Source organism: Flavisolibacter tropicus, assembly GCF_001644645.1.
GTDB classification, from domain to species: Bacteria; Bacteroidota; Bacteroidia; order Chitinophagales; family Chitinophagaceae; genus Flavisolibacter; species Flavisolibacter tropicus.
In genome coordinates this window covers 5,123,082-5,144,128 of record NZ_CP011390.1, presented here as the reverse complement: position 1 = coordinate 5,144,128, position 21,047 = coordinate 5,123,082, and the positions used below count along the sequence as shown (strand labels likewise).

Below are 21,047 nucleotides of genomic sequence, written 5' to 3'. Positions count from 1 at the left end.
CATACTATGAAAAATCTACTAACAGCTATTCTACTAAGCACTTGCATTTTATCTAATGCACAAAAAACGAAGAAGGCAAACGCTGTACAATTCCATTCCATTAATCAGGTTGGCTTAGCGCAAGGACAAGATGGTTCAGCCCTATTGCTACAATCCATCAACGGGATAAAATATCAAACCTACGTAGCTGGTGTAGGTATAGGGCTTGATTACTATAAGCAACGATCTGTACCCTTATTTTTAGAGCTCAGGAAACATCTATTCCAAAAAAGCAGTACACCTTTTGTTTATGCAGATGGTGGCTTCCATTTTATTTGGAGTAATGTAGAGCCGCAGGAATGGTTTGTAACAGAGGTAAAGGGAGGATTATATTACGACTTGGGAGTTGGCTACAACTTCGGTGCTTTTAAATCAAACGCAGTAACCATAAGCTTTGGATACAGCGTTAAGAACAAATCTGAGATCATAAACCTACACCCCGAGCGGTCTTCCTGGCCCCCTCCTCCTAGCGACTTTCAGAAGTTTGAATACAGCCTAAGAAGGTATGTCTTTAAAATGGGGCTAACTCTTTAAGAACTTTATATTTCGTTGGATACCCTTGTATTTAGAACGGCTAAGCGGGGAATGCTTGAATATCTTTCGGAAAGCCTCCTCGCTTAGTTCTTCCCAATCCTTTGTAGTAAAATCTAATATTTCGGGAATAGGCGTAAATCCTTGCTCTGAATTCGGCTTGCTAAACCGGTTCCATGGACACACATCCTGACATGTATCACAACCAAACATCCAGTTGTTAAACTTGCCCTTCATTTCAGTTGGAATTAGTTCATCTTTTAGCTCAATGGTAAAATAGGAAATACATTGACTACCATTTATGGTCTTATCGGGTAGAATAGCTTGGGTAGGACAAGCCTCAATACATCGTTGACAGCTGCCACAAAAATCTTTGGCAAAAGGATCATCATAAACAAGATCGACATCTACGATCAGGGTGGCAATAAAAAAGAAAGATCCGCTTCCCTTTGTAATCAGGTTACCGTTTTTACCAATCCAGCCTAAACCACTACGTTGCGCCCAGGTACGTTCTAATACAGGTGCAGAATCGACAAATCCCCTGCCACCAAATTGACCGAGATCAACTTGCAATTCCTGAATCATGCTCCTTAAATGCTGTTTGATAACAGTGTGATAATCCTGCCCCCAGGCATATTTTGAAATACCATGACCGCTAGGCGTTTGTTCATGTGGGTAATAATTCTTCAACAGTGTAATAACGGACTTTGCCCCCGGCACAAGCTTCGTTGGATCAATCCGTAGGTCAAAGTAGTTTTCCATGTACTGCATTTTTCCGTGCAGTCCTTTATTTAACCAAGCCTCTAAACGACGGGCATCTTCATCTAACCGCTTAGCTTGGGCAATACCACAATAGTCAAACCCAAAAGCCTGCGCTTTTGCTTTAACCAAGGCGGTATTTTTTTCAATGGAAAGCATTTATCTCAGATATTTTATATTTCTTTAGCCCGTTAAACTCCGACAATAAACCAAAACAACTGTATGAAAAAGACGGCACCAGTCCTGCTACTTGTTATTTTCTTTTTTTTGCTCCCGCAAAGTTACTTAGCAGCCCAGGATAAATTAAGTTTAAAGTTTGGTAAAATCACTGCTGCAGATTTTGATCTTTCCAAACAAAACTTCGATTCTAGTGCCAGTGGTGTCTATATTGCAGATATTGGCTCTTCTGAATTTGAGGGAAACTCCAAAGGTCGGTTCAGTCTTGTTTTTAAACGCCACGCCCGTATTAAAATTCTAAAAAAGGATGGCTTTGATCTAGCTAGTGTAGAAATACCTCTTTACACCTCTGGAAACAGTGAAGAAAAACTAAGCTCAATAAAAGCAGCTACCTACCATTTGGAAAATGGGAATGTTGTAGCTACCAAGCTGGAGGAATCGGGCATTTTTAAAGATAAAATCAACAAAAACTTGATAGTCAAAAAGTTTACGCTACCGGCTGTCAAAGAGGGTTGCATCATTGAATTTGCCTATACAATTACCTCAGACTTTTTATTCAATCTCCAACCTTGGCAGTTTCAAGGCCGCTATCCTCGCCTCTGGAGTGAATACAATGTAAGTATGCCAGAATTTTTCAACTACGTTTTTTTATCACAAGGTTCTAATAAGTTTAATATTAATACAAGAAAGGAGACGCGTGGCTCATTTACAGTAGTAGAACCTGGAGGTGCATCAGCTAACAGTTATTACAAATTAGACGGCAGAATTACTGATTCTCGTTGGGTAATGAAGAATGTACCGGCGTTAAAAGAAGAGCCCTTTACTACATCGCTGCAAAACCATATTTCGAAAATTGAATTCCAATTATCAGAAGTCCGGTACCCTAATACTGTACCTCAAAATATTATGGGTAATTGGGAGAAAGCGAGTGAAGAATTGTTGAAACATGAAGACTTTGGTGCTACACTGTCTAAAAACAATAACTGGTTAGATGATGAAATAAAGAACATAACAAATACTTCTAAATCGAAACTGGAAAAAGCGCAAAAGATATATGCCTATGTGCGAGATAATTTTACTTGTACCAATAACGGAATGTATTTAACTACTTCTCTAAAGAACACCTTTAAAACAAGGAATGGTAGTGCCGCAGACATCAATCTTCTACTTATTGCTATGTTAAAGCATGAAGATATACAAGCCGACCCTGTTTTGCTAAGCACTCGGGAGCATGGTTATACGCACGAGATTTATCCTTTATTAGACCGGTTCAATTATGTAATTGCCAAAGTAATAGACAACGACCAAGCTTATTTTTTAGATGCCACAAAGCCCAAGCTTGGCTTTAATTACTTACCTATTAAATGTTACAACGGCCACTCGAGAATCATTAGCGCAGATCCTCAACCTGTCTTTCTGGACGCTGATTCTGTAAAAGAATGGAAAACCACGTTGGTAAACTTTGGTAAAGATGAAAAAGGGAAATACGTAGGCAGCCTTACATCAAACCTTGGTTACTATGAATCGCTTTCTATGCGGGAGAAATTAGCTGAGAAAGGAAAAGACAATGTTTTCAAATCGATGAAATCCTCCTTTACTGACAATATTGAATTAAGTGATTTCCAAATTGATTCATTAGCGACTTATGAGAAGCCCTTAGCCATAAAGTACAATATTAAGCTTAACAATATTGGAACTGAGAACATCCTATATATCAACCCCATGTTTGGTGAAGGGTATAAGGATAACTATTTCAAGTCTGCCGAAAGAGCCTACCCTGTAGAAATGCCTTATACGATAGATGAAACCTATGTCATGAATATGTTTATCCCAGAAGGTTATGAAGTAGACGAATTACCAAAGTCTACAAAAGTAGCGCTGAATGAAGGAGAAGGCTATTTTGAATACATAATGGTAAAGAATGAAAATATGATTCAAATGCGTTCACGTGTACAATTAAAAAAAGCCAACTTTTTCGCTGAAGATTATGAAGGGCTCAGAGGCTTCTTTGATCTTATCGTAAAAAAGCACAATGAACAGATTGTACTTAAGAAGAAAAAATAGTCCTATGAAAAGAACGGTTTATTTATTCTGCATTTCAATTTTGACAGCATTCACTATAAGAGCGCAACCCAACTATAATGTCAAGGCCATCCCTGACTCGCTCTTGAAAAACGCAAACGTGGTAAAGCGAGTTGAAGAAATGATGTTTGAGATCAAAAGCACGACTTCATCTACATTACGGCATAAATATGCTGTTACTATATTGAATGAAAATGGCGATGAGCAAGCGCAGTTTGTAGAGTGGTATGATAAAATGAGAGAAGTTAGTGAAATAGAAGGAAGTTTATTTGATGCAACTGGCAAACTGATAAAGAAGCTGAAAACCAAAGATATTCAAGATTTGAGCGGCGTTAGTGACATAAGTTTAATGGAAGATACCCGAGTGAAGGCACATAACTTCTATTATAAGGTTTACCCATATACTGTAGAATATAGCGTTACCATTAAACAAAATCAAAGCTTTCATTTTCCAACTTGGGAGACACAGAATGATGAATATATAGCTGTTGAAAAAACTAGCTTTACGGTGACCTGCCCATCTGATTATACAATAAGATATAAAGCGCTTAACTATAAGGGTGAGCCTAGTATAAAAACAGACAAAGGACAAAAGAGTTTCAATTGGCGGTTGACTAATAAGCCAGCCATTGAATCAGAATCCTTTTCACCCCGCTGGCAGGAGTTGACAACTATGGTAAGGATAGCGCCAACAGCTTTCGAGGTGCAGGGCTATAGCGGCAATATGGCTTCCTGGACGGACTTTGGCAAGTTCCTTTATGAGCTTAAGAAGGGTCGTGATGTTTTACCAGACCTCATTAAACAAAAAGTACAGCAATTAACTGCTGGTATTTCTGATAATAAACAGAAAGTGAAGCTGCTATATGATTTCTTGCAGAAAAACACGAGATACATTAGCATTCAATTAGGAATTGGCGGTTGGCAGCCTTTTGATGCAGCTTATGTTGCCAATAAGGGGTATGGCGATTGCAAGGCGTTGACCAATTATATGTATAGCTTATTAAAAGAGGCTAACATCAATTCATATTATGCACTTATTAGAGCTGGGGCTAACGATACCTATCTAATGGAAGACTTTCCTTCTAACCAGTTCAATCATGCTATTTTATGTGTACCAATGCAAAATGATACGCTATGGCTGGAGTGTACAAGCCAAACGGCACCGGCAGGCTATATGGGTGAATTCACAGGAAACCGCAAGGCATTGATAATTAACGAAAACGGAGGCACCTTAGTGAGTACACCCAGGTACTCATTAAATGATAATCGCCAAACAAGATCCATTACAGGAGTGATAGATGAAACCGGTAAACTTCATGCAAATGCGAAGAGTGTGTATGCCGCTGTACGGCAAGACTACTTGCATCAGATGATCAATAATCTTTCCAGAGACAAGATTAAAGAAGTATTACAAAAGAAGTTTGATCTAGCCACCTATAACATCAATGATTTTGCCTACCAGGAACAAAAAAGTGAACACCCAGAAATATTAGAGCAGCTAGATGTGGATGTAAATAACTACGCCACCATTACAGGCAAACGGTTGTTCATAACTCCGAATGTCCTTAACAGAAGCAATACCAAACTAAATACAGAAACAGAACGCCTAACGGACATCAGTATTAACTATGAATTCAAAGACATTGATAGTGTAATCATAGATTTACCTAATGGCTACGAACCAGAATCGATCCCTCAGTCGCTTTCTTTAAAAACCAAGTACGGGTACTATTCTTCCATTCTAAAGCTGGAAAAGAATAAACTGACATACATCCGTATACGCGAACAGTATGCTGGGAAATACCCAGCAAAGGACTTTAAAGAACTAGCCGATTTCTATGATCGTATTTACAAAGCCGACCGCAGCCGGCTGGTGTTGGTCAAAAAAACAGAATAAAAAAAGCCCCGCAAACCGGGGCTTTTTCTTTAAAGCTAAGAGCTTGCATTATTTATGAACTGAAAAATGGGGATCAATTACTTTTTTGATATCTAAATAAGCGTCGGCCCGCTCTTCACCCAAAAGGTTCTTTACAAAAAAGATACAGGCATAGCCTCTAGAGAAGTCCACCATTGGCCATGTACCAAATAACCCAGGGCTAGCTAATACCGCCGCTTGTTTTTGATCGCTATTTGTTTCTAAAGCCCAACTACCAGATGCATACATAAACCCTTCAGCCGATTTTGGCGTTTGTTTTATTTGAGCTGGCGTCGTTTGAATCTTACGCATTTCAGTAATTGACGCTTCGCTTAAGATCTTTTGACCGTTAAGGGTTCCATTGTTTAATACCATTTGTAAAAACTTCAGGTAATCTTCTGCTGTTGATACAGCACCACCAGAGGGGTTAGGCGCCGAACCATCCATCGTTTGAAAGGTAGTTTTCCGCATACCTAATGGCACAAGCAGTTTTTGGCGAATAAGCTGCTCAAACTTCTTCTTATACACAACTTCCAGCACACGTCCGGCTATATTCAAACCGATATTTCCATAGCGAAAAGCTTCACCCGGATTATTTTGAATCTCCTTTGCAGCAAAGCTGTTTACCTCCTCTTCTAGCGAAGCAAACTTTTTCCGTTCTAACAATTTCAACAACTTCATTGGCTCAGTTTGTATACCCGTCATGTGCGACAAACAATGCCGTATAGTAATGTAATTCTTGCCGTACTTTTCAAAAATGGGCAAATAGGTAGCCACCTTATCATCCAAGGAGATCTTACCTTCCTCAACTGCCTGTAAGATCAACGCTGCTGTAAGCCATTTGCTGGCAGAAGCAATTGGAGCGGCGGTTTTTGTATTGAACTCCCCTACTGTCTTTTGAAAGAGTAGGCTGTCTTTATTGGCAATTAAGACAACCATATCCTTCCCTAATAATTGTTGGCGGGAAGCAATGGCTTGTTCTACATCGTTCCAGGAACTTTGTCCATAAGAAAGCTGAAATATGGTCACAAAAACCGCTACAAGACTGACTTTCAGACAGTTCAAAAAGGTATTAGCTGTCATAGTAACTGATTAATATTGGTTGGATTATTGTTTGTGAACTTACTAGAAAGATTCAAAAGAAAAATATAAAAGAGACGAGCTATGAACTTATCCAATTTTACCATAAAAGCAGCTGAGGCTATTCAACAGGCCCAGCAGCTGGCATTTAATCATCAGAATGCCAACATAGAAACCGAACACCTGCTAAAAGCATTACTCGATCAACAAGACTCACCAGTAGAATTTCTATTGAAAAAGAATGCAGTTAACATTCACCAATTGGAGAGCAAACTAAATGCGCAAATTGATCGCCTGAGCAAAATACAAGGTGGCGACCCAGCACAGTCTATTAGCCGGGATGCCAACAACACTATATTGAGGGCCGGTTCCATAATTAAAACATTCAATGACGAATTTGTTACGCCAGAGCATCTCTTATTAGCTATTGTACAAGGGAATGATAATACAGCCAACTTGCTAAAGGATGCCGGGCTAACCGAAAACGGGTTAATAACAGCAGTAAAGGACTTACGCAAAGGCAGCAACGTAACTTCCCAAACCCAGGAAACACAGTTCAATACGTTAAATAAGTACGCTAAGAATTTAATCGAAATGGCACGCCAAGGCAAATTAGACCCTGTTATTGGCCGTGATGAAGAAATTCGCAGAACCTTACATATCCTTTCTCGTCGTAGCAAAAACAATCCCATTTTGGTAGGTGAACCCGGCGTAGGTAAAACAGCAATAGCTGAAGGCTTGGCAATGCGCATTGTTAATGGCGATGTACCCGAAAACTTAAAAAGCAAGACCATCTTCGCTTTGGATATGGGCCAATTGATTGCAGGCGCCAAATACAAAGGCGAATTTGAAGAGCGCTTGAAAGGAGTAGTAAAGGAAGTCTCCACGAGCGAAGGCGAAATCATACTATTCATTGATGAGATACACACACTTATTGGTGCTGGTGGCGGTGAAGGCGCAATGGATGCTGCAAATATTTTAAAGCCAGCTTTAGCCCGTGGCGAACTACGCGCCATTGGAGCTACTACCCTAAATGAATACCAAAAATACTTTGAAAAGGATAAGGCATTAGAACGCCGTTTCCAGAAAGTAATGGTAGACGAACCTTCTGTTGAAGATGCTATTTCTATTTTGCGAGGTATCAAAGACCGCTACGAAACACACCACCATGTACGTATTAAAGATGAAGCCATTATTGCAGCGGTAGAGCTATCATCCCGATATATTACTGATCGTTTCTTACCGGACAAAGCGATTGACCTGATCGATGAAAGCGCTGCAAAGCTTCGCTTGGAAATGAATTCCATGCCCGAGGAACTAGACGAACTTGAAAGAAGGATCCGCCAACTTGAAATAGAACGCGAAGCCATTAAACGCGAGAACGATGAAGAGAAGTTAAAAGAATTGAATACAACTATTGCCAACTTAGCGGTTGAACGTGACACACTAAAGTCCAAGTGGCAAGAGGAAAAAGAATTAGTAGAAAAGATACAATCTGCCAAAGCAGAAATAGAGAACCTAAAACTACAGGCCGAACAGGCTGAACGTGAAGGAAACTACGGGAAAGTAGCAGAGATCCGATACGGTAAGATCAAAGAGCAGGAACAGAGTATTGGTGACTTACAAGTACAGTTGAACGAGCTTAGCCAGAACAGTCGCCGTTTGATGAAGGAAGAAGTGGATGCTGAAGACATTGCGGAAAGTGTAGCTAAAGCTACAGGCATACCCGTAAATAAGATGTTGCAAAGTGAGCGGGATAAGCTTTTGCATTTAGAAGCTGAATTACACAACCGCGTTGTTGGACAGGACGAAGCAATTACAGCTGTTGCAGATGCTATTCGTCGTAGCCGTGCTGGACTGAGTGACCCCAAGAGACCGATAGGGTCCTTTATCTTTCTTGGTACAACAGGCGTTGGCAAAACGGAACTCGCCAAAGCGCTCGCTGATTACCTATTTGATGACGAGCATATGCTGACCCGGATCGATATGAGTGAATATCAGGAGAAACATACCGTTTCTCGTTTGGTAGGCGCTCCTCCAGGCTATGTAGGTTACGATGAAGGGGGGCAATTAACAGAAGCCGTTAGACGCAAACCTTATCAGGTGGTACTGTTAGACGAAATTGAGAAAGCCCACCCTGACGTTTGGAATATAATGCTGCAAGTACTTGACGATGGCCGCCTTACCGATAATAAAGGCCGGGTGGTGAACTTCAAGAACACCATCATTATCATGACATCCAATTTGGGCAGCGATATTATACAGGAAAACTTTGCTGATGTAACGGAACGAAATAAAGAGCAAGTCGTAGATCGCACCAAGGAAGAGGTCATGACAAGATTAAAAGAAACGATCCGACCAGAGTTCCTAAACCGGGTAGATGAAATCATTCTATTCCAACCTTTAATGAAGAGCGAGATCCGGGGAATTATACGCATTCAGTTAGAAAACCTGAAGAACTTAGTGGCTCATAGTGGTATACAACTCCAATTCTCCGACTATTTGGTCGACTTCCTGGCAGAAAATGGTTTTGACCCACAATTTGGAGCCCGGCCGTTAAAGCGGCTAATTCAAAAGGAAATCGTTAATAATTTGAGTAAGAAAATACTGGCCGGTGATATTGACAAAACCCATCCGGTTTTAGTTGATGTTTTTGATGGCGTGGTTGTTTTTAGAAACGATGTGGAACAGCCACAATCTATGTAAACAAGTCCTTTTAGCCCCTGCTGTTCAACAGGGGCTTTTTCTTATAATTTACTCTGGTTCATCTTTTTTTACATATAAATTATCTTTCCATTCATCCATTTTTTTTGCACACTTAACCTTTTCTTAAACAATAGCTCGTTCTGTTAAAATAACTTTGTATTTCCTCATGTGCATGTAATAAATGCACTACTCCGGCCCTGTATCTACAGGGCCGGCCTATTTTACACTTATTTCTTAAGGCTTTTGCTGTAATTATCCTTTACTATATTCAGAACCATTTCAAAGCTGCCTTTAACCGAGTTCAATTCTTTCCTGATACGCTTAGGGAATTCTCTATAAATATTAAGTCTTTACATAGCCAATAGAAGTTTGTACATTCACTTATATCATTAAAAAGCTGTGTAGTTCGACTAAACGATGAGTATACCTCAAAAATTACCTTATGCCAGCAGCCAAAGCAATTCAAAATATCTTACTTATTGATGATGACAAAGATGATTGTGATGTGTTTGAACAAGCACTTAAATCAATATCGGGTTCTTTACAACTTTCGTATGTACACCAAAGTGAAACTGCTCTGACAGCAATTGCGGCCTTTCAGCCCGACTTAATTTTTTTAGACATTAATTTACCTCGAATCAGTGGTTTTGATTGCCTGAATGATATACAGGCGAACGCTAATTATGCACATATTCCCATTGTAATGTATAGCAGTTCAGACAACCCCAAAGAAATCAATACTGCCTATGGAATGGGAGCAACATTATACTTTAAAAAACCAACTAACTTCTCTCTGCTTGTACAATCACTTAAAGATATTATTACTATGACATGGGAGGCGCCGGCTGCTATTAAAGCCCAATTCTACCACAATAACAGATACCTTCCTTACCATACCGAAACGATATAGTTTTCTCTCAAAATAGGTACTACCCAGAATGCGATATTTTAGAACTATTGTTATTGCATATTACAGCAACTGAAAACTGGCTAAATCATCTTATCTGTCAGAATCATAATTAAAAGCTATTTAGGCCCTGTCATGCTTGGTTGACAGGTATCCAAAACGCTATGTTCGTAAATGAGCCCCAGTATTAATTCCAGAGTTTAGCACCCCTCCCAACCAAGTTCATCTTAAAATTTTAAGACAATCAAACGACCTTTGCTTCATCTATCATCTGCATCAATAAGCTATTCGATATGCACAGTCCCAACTTATCACATGAAGCTTTTATAGACCTACTATTAAAAGAGCGAGAACAATTACCCTACTTTCCCGGGAGAGTTTCAGCGGCTAACTTCATCCACCAGATCTTTAGCTTACTTTTTATTTGTCGTACACCAAGCCCATGTAGCAAGGAAGAGTTGCTCATACAGTATGAACAGATCAAAATAGAATTGGAACAATTAATACAGGCAACAGTTAAAAACAATGAACTGGCGACCAGTCACACCCGGCGCTTTATGGAAACCCTTCCAACAATTTATCAATGCCTGCGAGAAGATGCAGATGCCATATATACTTTTGACCCTGCGGCTACAAGTATTATGGAGGTTATGGCCACATATCCTGGCTTCTATGCTATCACCGTGCACCGGGTAGCTCATCAGCTTTGGATGCAAAAACTACCATATCTGCCACGCCTGCTAGCGGAAATCGCTCACAGTGAAACCGGCATTGACATTCATCCCGGTGCAACAATAGGAAGCGCGTTTGCTATCGATCATGGAACAGGAATCGTTATCGGAGAAACATCGGTTATTGGAAACGGTGTAAAGATTTACCAAGGAGTTACTTTAGGTGCTATCAATGTTTCAAAAGAATACGCTCAGACCAAGCGACATCCAACTGTTGAAGACAATGTAGTTATTTATTCGGGTGCCACTATTTTAGGCGGAGACACTGTCATAGGCCACGATAGCATCATTGGAGGAAATGTATGGGTTACGCATAGCACGCCACCCAAATCCGTTGTATACCATAAAAGCGAAGTAAAAGTAAAAGGCAAAGAGCCATTTGAAGAGCCAATCAACTTCATTATCTAATGCCATTTTGAAAGAGGGCATCCCCAAGGGAAATCAACTACCTGGTACAAGTGCTTAAAGCGTTAGATATCGATAGTTAGCTTGCACAGTATACCTTCTTTTCTGAAAACAAACTATCTTTATATTCTTCCCTATAGTCAAAACGACAATAAGATTGCTCCATATGAATTAACGGCAGTATGACAAGTGCCAATATCTTGTATCCATGGCCAATCAATTGGCTTGGCCAATATTAATAAACGATTGCCTAAGCTTGACTTTATAAACGGTATCATCATCATGAAAGCTTATGCTGTAGTCTATCGAATCATTGATACAACGATCTAACAAAGTCAAGTTCACTTTACGATTTGGTTTTAATAAAAAATAGAAACATGAAAGCAAACAACATTTTAGAACTGATTGGCAATACACCACATGTTAGGATCAATAAATTGTTTGATAGCGATTACGAAGTTTGGATGAAACTGGAACGGCAAAATCCAGGTGCCAGCATTAAAGACCGAATTGCTCTTTCTATGATAGAAGATGCGGAAGCAAAAGGTATTCTCAAAAAGGTGAGCGTTATCATTGAACCTACCTCTGGCAATACAGGTATCGGCTTGGCCCTGGTAGCAGCTGTTAAAGGTTACCGCATAATACTGGTTATGCCTGAAAGCATGAGTATAGAACGGCGCAGACTGATGTCATTATATGGTGCCGAATTTGTACTAACCCCGCGCGAAAAAGGCATGAAAGGGGCCATAGAAAAAGCGAATGAGCTAGCTGAATCAACACCTAATGCCTGGATACCTCAACAATTTGATAATCCTGCTAATACAGAGATCCACCGTAAAACCACCGCAAAAGAAGTACTTGATGATTTTGGTGATCGATTAGATGCTGTCATTACAGGTGTAGGTACAGGTGGTCATATTACCGCTATTGCAGAAATAGTAAAAAAACAGTTACCCAACTTGAAAGTATATGCCGTAGAACCTGAACTTTCACCAGTTTTAAGTGGTGGCGCTCCTTCTCCCCATCCACTGCAAGGCCTGGGTGCTGGATTTATTCCTTCCATCTTAAATCGCGAAGCTTTAGATGGTGTCATAACTGTAGGCAAAGACGAAGCATTTTCATTTACACAACGCCTGGCAAAAGAAGAAGGGATTCTAGCTGGCATTTCTACAGGAGCAGCCTTGGCGGCCGTAGCTAAAAAGCTACCAGAGTTACCTAAAGGTTCTCGCGTACTTACTTTTAATTATGATACAGGTGAGCGCTACCTTTCTATTGAAGGATTATTTTAATTGACCGCTTGCGCCATTACCGTAGTTCTAATTTAATTTTCATGCAGTTGGCAAGAAAGTTGAACGCTGGAAATAAAAAAGGAGAATCACATTATGGCAACAAACTACGACGTGTCGCACCGCGAGGGTAAAGTAGCCCGTAATATTGAGCAGCAAACTGCTAAGTTCCCTTCAGACATTTTTTTATGGGCTGGATTAGGCTTACTAGCAGCAGGCGGTATTATGCAATTAACTCGTGCAAAAAAAGCAGGCATTTACATAAGTGATTGGGCTGCACCAATTTTGATCATGGGCCTTTATAATAAATTGGTGAAGCTTGAAGGGTCTGATGGTGTGAGCTCCAACAGATAAAGAAAAGCCAATTTATTGCAAAGGTTAAGTTATTACTCAGCTGTTACTAACAGCGATGAACAAAGGCAGATCAACACCAGTTCTGCCTTTGCCGACTTACAGCCTTTCTATTTTGCAACCATATCCGTATTTTGTTAGTTATAGCAGTAGTATTCTAAAATAATATTTTAAGTGGCACAGTTTTAACCACAGAGCTTTAAAAAGAGTGCATTGGCAGATCTAGATTTTATGCTAAAGAAACGTAGTTCCCTTATACTCTGGCTAATAATAGGTATAGGCTTAATAGCTGTCCTGTTTTTTCTAACGCACCAGCCCAATAAAGAAGAGTATAATAGAGCAGCTGCTACAATTACAAGCGCGTCTAGCCATGCGGCAAAATTCAAATGGAATACAATAAATTTTAATGCTCCAGCGGCCAACTATAATGAAATTACTAATAGGGATATTATTGTTAGAGAAACAAATAACTACGCTATTTATAGTGTAAAAGAAGAGCTCCTGTTTGACAAAGACAAAAGTGCGCTGCGCTCAGAAGCTATTAAATTACTGCACGAAGTAGCAAACTCTATTGAACAACGGTATACGAATGGTCTGATCCGTATTTACGAACACAATGATAACTCCAATAATGATAAGGACAAGTTCCAACTGACACAACAAAGAATCGAAACTATACGCAACTGGCTTTTACAAAATGGCAATATAGCGACTGAACAGTTAACAATACAACCAATAAAAAAATCCAGTTAGTTGATTCAGTACAATTTAAAGAGCACCCATTGGGAAAACGTCATGTAGACATTGTAGCCTTACGTGCCTATTGAAAGGATAATGTAAATAACAGCATCGCTAGAGCAATCACACTACAAAACAATTGTACTACAGTATGCATCGATAAAAATCTCTCTACAGAAACTTGGCAAACCTATTTATAAAGTACTTACGTAGCCATTGGATTGAAGTGGTTGTTTATGTAAAACTTGGCTGCTAAAGTTACAGTCCATTCCTATTTTCTGCAGCGCCATCTGATACTTGCGTTAAAAGCATTTAACACATATAGGCATCATCATAACTATTTCTTTACTTGCTAGTCAAACCATAAATACCAAAACAATGACCCGCTTTTTATTTCTGGCTTTTGTATCCATCACCTTGACTAATTGCACCCCAGACTATGGAGGGTTGGATCAACCCAACATGCGATATACCGACTTAAAGAATGCGGAAGTTAAGTTTGGTTCCCGAAAGCAAATGGATCTTGATGGCGACGGCACCGTAGACTTCTCCTTTCAAACCCAATTGGTTGGTGATCCTATTTTAGTAAGAGACCGATTGCAATTTTATGTTTCATCAAAAATTAAAACCAACCTTTTAAATAGTGATAACGACGAGTCGCCAGTTTTAAAAAAGGGCGAGCCCATAATGTTGAGTCATCCTGGCTATACCTGGTACGAAATTTCAGCCATTGTTTTAACCGAGAAGATCACCACCATGACCCCACCTTCCTTCTGGCAAGGGCGTTGGTCAGAGGCTAACCACCAATACTTACCTGTGCAAATTGACAAAGCAGGAAAACTTTATATGGGATGGATTGAACTGTCAATGGATAAAACTGCTGAAAAGCTAGTGCTCCATAAGGCCGCCATTGCCTTAGTTCCCAACCAAACCGTTCGAGCGGGTTACTGATAGGCTTATTGGTAATTGTTGTATAATGTGCAAGAGACCAGCAAATCGCCAGTACGTAAACGGGATCCACCTACGTCGGGGGCTCTCAAATGCCAGTGATGGATAGTTCCAGGTTTCATCTTTCCATTCACAACTAGCTTGCTCTATATATAAGGCCTTTTGTCTGTCACTTTAAATTTAATCCTGATCTTATCAAAGGTAGCTGGTGTGTCACCTCATCTTTAGGGGGATTTTGCATTAAAGAAAAACTCAACGTAACCTAATCTATCCTCGTAATCCCTTAATCTCCCCAAATCCCGGTTCAGACAACTCTCATCTTTCGGTCTTCCTTGCTTGCTACTCCTTTCTACCTTGCCTACTCCTCCTCTGTCCCTACATGGTTACTCCGTATGGAAGACTAGGTTACTCCGTATGGAAGCCTACTTAACTCCGTATCTCACCCGTACCTCAGCCGATCCTTCGGCCGACCCTTTGGCCCCACCCTTCCCTACCTCACCCGTACCACCATAACCCGGTTAAGCAAGCTGCCTAATAATAGCCACAAACAGTATATAAGAGTGTAATATAAGTAGGAAAAAACGGCTCCTAAAGAAGGTTCTAAAGATACAAAAAGCTTATCCAGCTGCCTATTTAATTGCCTTCTCTCATGAAATCATGAATCAAACAGCAATATTTCAAAAATATAAGATTCATTTGGCACCACGCCTTGGAATAAACAGAAACGTTTATTCAAAGGCGTTACATCCTTTCACCTATTCATTTTACCACATACCCTCAGCTTGTTTACCATCTCTAGACAAGCTGGTAAGCAATAGTTATTGAAGAGCTTAAAAGCCCTATTGACGAGGAAAAGCTAACTGACATTGAATTAATCACTTAGATTAATTATTTATATAACAGAAGCCCTAAAAATAAGAGCCAGTAGCATTTACTACTGGCTCTTTCCTTGCTTGCTGTGAAAACGAAAATATAAAATGTTAGCCCAAATACCGTTCCATAAAATCTTATTTAAACCCCTGCCTTGCAAAAGAAAATCAATTACTTGACGGGCAGCAAAAACTGGTTAGTATTTTGTAACTCTCCCTATCTTTGCTGACCCTTGCATATGATCATACCGTTCAGGTATGCCCCATTAGCCTTAACCATTAAACTTTATGAAAGTAATTAATGTGACTTTGACCAAGCTGGAAACAGCTTTACAGAAAAATGTGGCTTTCCGAGGCCGATCTATTCGCTTTCAATTAACCCTTATTATTTTATTACTGATGGCATTTTCGCTCTTCCTGTTTAGTTTCACGGCTTTGTACAGCCGATAAAACAGGCAAATAATTACCTGTAACAATGGCTACAGAACTTGCGTACACCGCCATTAACCTTACACTAAATGAAAACAGTACTCTTACCCCTTGGCAATCAATAGATCAACTACGGATCGGCACTATGTATTTACGCTCTACAGATGCGTACAGAACTGTATTGGTTTATCCTTGGAAACACCATTCTATAATGGGCAACTCTATCTAAACAGGATATAAGGTTGTGTGGACTTAATCTTTAAAAGGGGAAGTAAATAATCAGTGCTACAAACACAAATACAATTGCCAGAATTAGCATCAACAAACGAAGCGCATCCCAAAGATCAGCTTTTAGTTCGGCCTTGACATTGTTTTCCATTATCTGAAGATTTGTAACAAATCTATTTTGATGGAGAGCCTGCCCATAGTATAAACTAAATGAAGCGCCATTTTTCATACATAGAAACTATAAAACGGCATCTGAAACCTACATTAGAAAAATTATTAAAGATAGGCGGAATTACCAGCATGTATTTTCGATAAAAGCCATATATCCATTGCCACTAAATGACATCTTTTACAACTTATTTTTTTATAAAATGTTTAAATCAAAGCCGTCTGAAATCAATTCGCTAAAACGAAGCCGGCAACTCTGATCTACTCAACTACCTTTGCACTTTCATTTTTCAGTATGATCAGTTATAACCCTAAAGACTGGGCCCGTTTTATACTTGGCTTTCCGAAGTCCGATACCTTCCGGAAGCTTTTTCCTTGGTTAATTGTTATTGCCCTCTATGCATGGCTGATAGCCTATTTAGAATTGCATTATTTTAAATTATCGCAAGAAAGCTCTATCAAAAACATCTCGGTATTACATAGTTTACTGGGCTTTGCTATTTCTATGTTATTGGTATTTCGTACAAACACGGCTTATGACCGTTGGTGGGAAGGAAGACGGCAATGGGGTGCATTAGTGAATACGAGTCGAAACCTGGCCATTAAGCTAAACAGTCTACTGGCACAGGATGATGATAAGAACCGCAGCTTTTTTATACAACTGATTCCCCGTTTTGCATTGGAGTTAAAACAGCATTTGCAATCCGAAGCAACACGCCTTTCTTTAGACGAAAAGCCTCACCCGGAAATTCCCAACTTTGATCGATCAAAGCATGTTCCCAACCAGGTGGCTTCATTGATCATGAATCGCTTATTGCTTTTACAAAGACAACAACAAATTACCAGCGAACAGCTACTTTTTATGAATACCGAGGCATCGGCATTCATAGATATCTGCGGTGCATGCGAACGAATTAAGAACACACCTATCCCCTTTTCCTACAGTAACTTTATAAAGAAATTCATTTTCTTATATATCATTTCTTTACCTGTAGGTTATGTTTTCAGCCTAGGCTATTTAATAATACCTGTTGTTGTTTTTGTCTTTTATGTATTAGGAAGCTTAGAATTAATTGCTGAAGAAATTGAAGATCCATTTGGCAACGACACAAACGACCTCCCGATGCAACGCATGTACGAGAACATTAAAAGAAATGTAGCGGAGATATTGGCTTAGGGGTACAGGGTCTCTATGAAAAAAAAGTCGAAAAAGTCCACAGATTACAGTCGTCAGTCAACAGTAGGAAAATGCCGTGGACTGTCTACCGTAGACTCTAGACTGCTCATCCAGTCATGGCATCAATTTAGTGGCTATCCTAAAAAAAGGATAGTATGACCAACGGCAGAAATGACACCTCTAAAAACCAAGAGCGAGACGATTTGCTGCGGGAAGGGAGAAGGGATGATGAAAGAGTTAGTCCATTTGAACAGGTAAATCAAAAGCAGGATAACGATACTGACTTAAAAGAAGAGGCAGAAGCAGAACAGCAGCATAAGGAAGCAATGACAGACCGCGATTAATATTCTTCAAACTTCTTTGATTATTCAGAACACACTCCAACAGCCAAACTTAAAGAGTAAATTCGCTGGTCTATGATAACAGACCAAGTCTTACAATTGGCGCAAAAGCTATGGGATTACCACCATATGCAACACACATTACAGAAAGCAGATTGTATTCTTACCTTAGGCAGCCATGACACGCGTGTAGCAGAAAGAGCTGCAGAGCTATATCACCAAGGCTGGGCTCCTATTCTTATTTTTTCAGGTGGCCTAGGCAGGCTTACACATGAAATGTGGACAGAGAGTGAAGCCGAACGTTTTGCCCGCATTGCCATAGAAAAAGGCGTACCCAAAGAAGTTATTTTACTTGAAGACCAATCAACAAATACAGGTGAAAATATCCTCTTTACGCAGCAGCTTTTAAAAAACAACAAGTTTGATTTCAATACGTTTATTGTAGTACAAAAGCCGTACATGGAGCGCCGCAGCTTTGCCACTTTTAAAAAGCATTGGCCTGATAAAGAGTTAATCGTTACTTCGCCACAAATCCCTTTTACAGAATATGCTAATGACGAAATTCCACTTGAAAAAGTCATTAATATAATGGTTGGCGATCTTCAACGCATTAAGCTCTATCCAGCTAAAGGTTTTCAAATTGAGCAACACATACCTACCAATATATGGCAGGCTTATGAAGCATTAGTTGCGCTTGGATTCAATAAACAATTAGTGCATTGAGCCCACAGCTTATAAAGCCGTCTTGTTAAATAAAAGGCATACTATCCCCTATTTATTATTGTGGGCGAGAAGCATCTGGCACTGTTTTTTCCGCATTCCATTGCTAAAAATCACCCATTATGACTACAGATAAAAACCAATCAAATACAAGACAAACTGATCAACAAGTGACTGAACAAGTGAGTAATTCGAATACACCTCAATACCGGCCAAATTGGATTATTCCAGATAGAGAAACCCATTCCAGCGACAGCAATAGAAGCGAAGATCAACAACGTAATCAACAGGACAATAGCGGTTCTTCAACAGGTAATGAGGAAACGCTGGGCATTCCATAAATCGATTTATCAGTTAAATGCCGGAGTTAGACTACGGCATTTAACTTTCAAGACAAACCATTCTGCAATTTGCTTTTCTATTCTTCTGTCTTATTCTTAAGCTCTTCTTCTTTTATATAATTCTTATGTCCTTTTTTATCAATCCAATAATACCGGTTGTGATCGTCAATGTAAATTGTCTCACCATTAGGTCCCACTTTGTCCTTATAAACAGTATTAGTAACTTTCGATTTTCCCTTTGAAGCCACTTCTGCTGTTTTATTTCCAACTTTTTTGGCACCGGTTTCTACCTTTTCTTCGGTTTTTTTGGCTTTGCTTTGAGCCTGTACATTGGATGTCAGGCTAAAACCAACAACCAGTAAAAAAATTCCAATTAGCTTTTTCATAATTTACGTTTTACGTTAATAAATAAGGTTCTAATAGTTGTATGTCTGTAGCTTGCCCTATGCCTTGATCTCGCAAACCATTTCACTTCTACCTGTACTGCAGCCCTTAATGTGCTCCCATCATCTAGATCAGCTACACTATTTCGATCGGCACCTGATTGATTACGAATATCCTGCCGCTCCTTTTGATCTAACCTGGCATTTAAGCACCTACCTAATTCTACCTTGACCTTTTTGGAAAGCCTCCTTGAAAGCTTGGGGAAGGTATCCCTCATGATTCACACTATTCATAAAACTGTTGCTTATAACTTGTTTACAACCATAGTGCCAGTGCAGTCGATTACAATGATTCACTTTAGATATTCTTTAACTTAACGCTCCCAATTCTTCAAACTGGCAGTGCATTTGTGGCTTTATTAAATGTATAATTAGTGAGCAATGAAACGATTGTTAATATGTGCTGGGGTATTTATAGGATTGATGAATATGGCAGATGCTCAAAAACAGACAAAAGTTCCTACAAACACCAAAAACGCAGCCACCCAAAAAAACGTGCAGCGACTAGAAAGCACTAACACATCTGAAGCCAAAGCGCCCACCATACCCAACAGCAGTCTGGGTTGGAAAAATACACCTGCAGTCAATGGTAGTTATCAAATTAATGACCCTGTCGTCCGCACATTGAATGCCCGGGCCAATGGTTATTTTTCTACGTTAAACTATAAAGACTATATGGGTGTAGGAAGAGGTACATATGGGGTAGCAAATGGTCATATTTTACTACGCTCCACCGGATCAACTACATCAGGCGGTATTACTGGCAGTGGTTCTGTAGGTTCAGGTAGCTCTACCGGAAGCGCAGGTATCCATGGAACAGTGGTTAATACAGTGAATGGAAAGAACCCTTATGCAGGGCCGGGAATGTGGGGTACTACCGGTACAGGCATTAGCACCAACTACCGTATGACTGAAAATTCATCCCAATCAATACGGAAAAAAAAGAAAGATTAACGCTATCTTTTTTTAACTGTTGTAATACTCTTAAAACGTGATCGAATATAACGCTGGGGCATATTTATTGTCCAGATAGAGCGCCATGAAAAACGAGTTGCCAGATCTATGCCCCTTATGTAACCGCGAACTAGCAGCACCCTACAACCGACATCATCTGATCCCTATCAGTAAAGGAGGCAAACATACAACCACCCTTCTTTTACATAAGGTTTGTCACGATAAAATTCATGCGGTATTTTCTGAAGCAGAATTGAAACGATACTATCACACTATTGAACGAATACATCAAGATGAAAGCATCACCCATTTTATTAAATGGGTACAAAAGAAGGAACCGGAATATTATGACAAGTCTATAAAAAGAAAAAGTAAATACGTATAATGTATTTACTTTCTATACTACTTGGCAGATGAACATTACTGGTTTTTGGGTTTACGGCCTTTCTTCTTATCGCGGTGCTTACCATATAGATACCCTCCCGTTGCCCCAACAACACCTCCTATAACAGCGCCCTTCTTATTCTTTTTACTGACAGCTATGCCTGTACCAGCACCTGCAACTGCTCCTATGGCTGCATATTTCCCCTTTCTACTTTTTGTTGTCTTTTTTGTTTCCTGTGCCTGAACAGGAACCAGAGTACTTGTAAATAGGGTTAACCCAACGATAATTGCCAATCGACACAAAACTGTTTTCATATTCACACTTTTACATTACAAAT

At 39.7% G+C, this 21,047-nt stretch carries 22 protein-coding genes; 18 read left to right on the top strand and 4 right to left on the bottom strand.

Annotated elements, in window-relative coordinates:
* Window positions 1-6: 6 nt before the first annotated feature.
* A complete protein-coding gene (locus tag SY85_RS22025; protein WP_066407783.1) occupies window positions 7-573 on the top strand; it encodes a hypothetical protein in 567 nt (188 codons plus the stop codon).
* On the opposite strand, the gene queG is transcribed toward SY85_RS22025, so the two are convergent.
* Entirely contained in the window at window positions 562-1,488 is a 927-nt protein-coding gene (gene queG, locus SY85_RS22020; RefSeq protein WP_066407781.1) for a tRNA epoxyqueuosine(34) reductase QueG, read from the bottom strand. The genes SY85_RS22025 and queG overlap by 12 nt on opposite strands.
* A gap of 63 nt (window positions 1,489-1,551) precedes the next feature.
* Here queG and SY85_RS22015 point away from each other — a divergent pair, with 63 nt between their 5' ends.
* Window positions 1,552-3,570: a transglutaminase domain-containing protein gene (locus tag SY85_RS22015; RefSeq protein ID WP_066407779.1), complete on the top strand. Its 2,019-nt coding sequence runs from the start codon at window positions 1,552-1,554 to the stop codon at window positions 3,568-3,570.
* A gap of 4 nt (window positions 3,571-3,574) precedes the next feature.
* Window positions 3,575-5,485, top strand: coding sequence for a DUF3857 domain-containing protein (locus SY85_RS22010; RefSeq protein WP_066410069.1), 1,911 nt, complete (start codon window positions 3,575-3,577; stop codon window positions 5,483-5,485).
* 48 nt (window positions 5,486-5,533) lie between these two features.
* On the opposite strand, the gene SY85_RS22005 is transcribed toward SY85_RS22010, so the two are convergent.
* The gene (locus SY85_RS22005; protein WP_066407778.1) at window positions 5,534-6,586 is read right to left on the bottom strand and encodes a serine hydrolase domain-containing protein; all 1,053 of its coding nucleotides are present in this window, start codon (window positions 6,584-6,586) and stop codon (window positions 5,534-5,536) included.
* 81 nt (window positions 6,587-6,667) lie between these two features.
* Here SY85_RS22005 and clpB point away from each other — a divergent pair, with 81 nt between their 5' ends.
* From clpB to SY85_RS21950, 13 genes are all read left to right on the top strand, one after another.
* Window positions 6,668-9,289, top strand: coding sequence for an ATP-dependent chaperone ClpB (gene clpB, locus SY85_RS22000; RefSeq protein ID WP_066407777.1), 2,622 nt, complete (start codon window positions 6,668-6,670; stop codon window positions 9,287-9,289).
* Window positions 9,290-9,731: 442 nt separating this feature from the next.
* Entirely contained in the window at window positions 9,732-10,199 is a 468-nt protein-coding gene (locus SY85_RS21995; protein WP_066407775.1) for a response regulator, read from the top strand.
* A gap of 290 nt (window positions 10,200-10,489) precedes the next feature.
* On the top strand, window positions 10,490-11,335 hold the full coding sequence (epsC, locus tag SY85_RS21990) for a serine O-acetyltransferase EpsC (RefSeq protein ID WP_066407774.1): 846 nt from the start codon (window positions 10,490-10,492) through the stop codon (window positions 11,333-11,335).
* Between the two features lie 374 nt (window positions 11,336-11,709).
* The gene (gene cysK, locus SY85_RS21985; RefSeq protein ID WP_066407772.1) at window positions 11,710-12,621 is read left to right on the top strand and encodes a cysteine synthase A; all 912 of its coding nucleotides are present in this window, start codon (window positions 11,710-11,712) and stop codon (window positions 12,619-12,621) included.
* Between the two features lie 93 nt (window positions 12,622-12,714).
* On the top strand, window positions 12,715-12,972 hold the full coding sequence (locus tag SY85_RS21980) for a hypothetical protein (protein WP_066407770.1): 258 nt from the start codon (window positions 12,715-12,717) through the stop codon (window positions 12,970-12,972).
* Window positions 12,973-13,182: 210 nt separating this feature from the next.
* Entirely contained in the window at window positions 13,183-13,722 is a 540-nt protein-coding gene (locus SY85_RS21975; RefSeq protein ID WP_148661260.1) for an OmpA family protein, read from the top strand.
* A gap of 363 nt (window positions 13,723-14,085) precedes the next feature.
* Window positions 14,086-14,658, top strand: coding sequence for a hypothetical protein (locus tag SY85_RS21970; protein ID WP_066407765.1), 573 nt, complete (start codon window positions 14,086-14,088; stop codon window positions 14,656-14,658).
* Between the two features lie 1,154 nt (window positions 14,659-15,812).
* Entirely contained in the window at window positions 15,813-15,974 is a 162-nt protein-coding gene (locus SY85_RS25735) for a hypothetical protein (RefSeq protein WP_158513020.1), read from the top strand.
* A 25-nt stretch (window positions 15,975-15,999) separates the two neighbouring features.
* Window positions 16,000-16,182, top strand: a complete 183-nt coding sequence (locus tag SY85_RS25510; protein WP_148661259.1) for a hypothetical protein — start codon at window positions 16,000-16,002, stop codon at window positions 16,180-16,182.
* Window positions 16,183-16,644: 462 nt separating this feature from the next.
* Window positions 16,645-17,526, top strand: a complete 882-nt coding sequence (locus SY85_RS21965; protein WP_066407763.1) for a bestrophin family protein — start codon at window positions 16,645-16,647, stop codon at window positions 17,524-17,526.
* 155 nt (window positions 17,527-17,681) lie between these two features.
* Window positions 17,682-17,870, top strand: a complete 189-nt coding sequence (locus SY85_RS21960; protein WP_066407761.1) for a hypothetical protein — start codon at window positions 17,682-17,684, stop codon at window positions 17,868-17,870.
* Window positions 17,871-17,942: 72 nt separating this feature from the next.
* Window positions 17,943-18,590, top strand: coding sequence for a YdcF family protein (locus SY85_RS21955; protein WP_066407759.1), 648 nt, complete (start codon window positions 17,943-17,945; stop codon window positions 18,588-18,590).
* 119 nt (window positions 18,591-18,709) lie between these two features.
* Window positions 18,710-18,928 (top strand): hypothetical protein, encoded by a 219-nt coding sequence (locus SY85_RS21950; RefSeq protein WP_066407757.1) that lies wholly within the window; start codon window positions 18,710-18,712, stop codon window positions 18,926-18,928.
* 77 nt (window positions 18,929-19,005) lie between these two features.
* On the opposite strand, the gene SY85_RS21945 is transcribed toward SY85_RS21950, so the two are convergent.
* Window positions 19,006-19,314: a hypothetical protein gene (locus SY85_RS21945; protein WP_066407754.1), complete on the bottom strand. Its 309-nt coding sequence runs from the start codon at window positions 19,312-19,314 to the stop codon at window positions 19,006-19,008.
* Between the two features lie 438 nt (window positions 19,315-19,752).
* Here SY85_RS21945 and SY85_RS21935 point away from each other — a divergent pair, with 438 nt between their 5' ends.
* Window positions 19,753-20,325, top strand: coding sequence for a hypothetical protein (locus tag SY85_RS21935; protein WP_148661258.1), 573 nt, complete (start codon window positions 19,753-19,755; stop codon window positions 20,323-20,325).
* Window positions 20,326-20,410: 85 nt separating this feature from the next.
* Window positions 20,411-20,710, top strand: coding sequence for a hypothetical protein (locus tag SY85_RS21930; protein WP_066407749.1), 300 nt, complete (start codon window positions 20,411-20,413; stop codon window positions 20,708-20,710).
* A 35-nt stretch (window positions 20,711-20,745) separates the two neighbouring features.
* On the opposite strand, the gene SY85_RS21925 is transcribed toward SY85_RS21930, so the two are convergent.
* Window positions 20,746-21,024: a YMGG-like glycine zipper-containing protein gene (locus SY85_RS21925; protein ID WP_066407746.1), complete on the bottom strand. Its 279-nt coding sequence runs from the start codon at window positions 21,022-21,024 to the stop codon at window positions 20,746-20,748.
* Window positions 21,025-21,047: the final 23 nt, after the last annotated feature.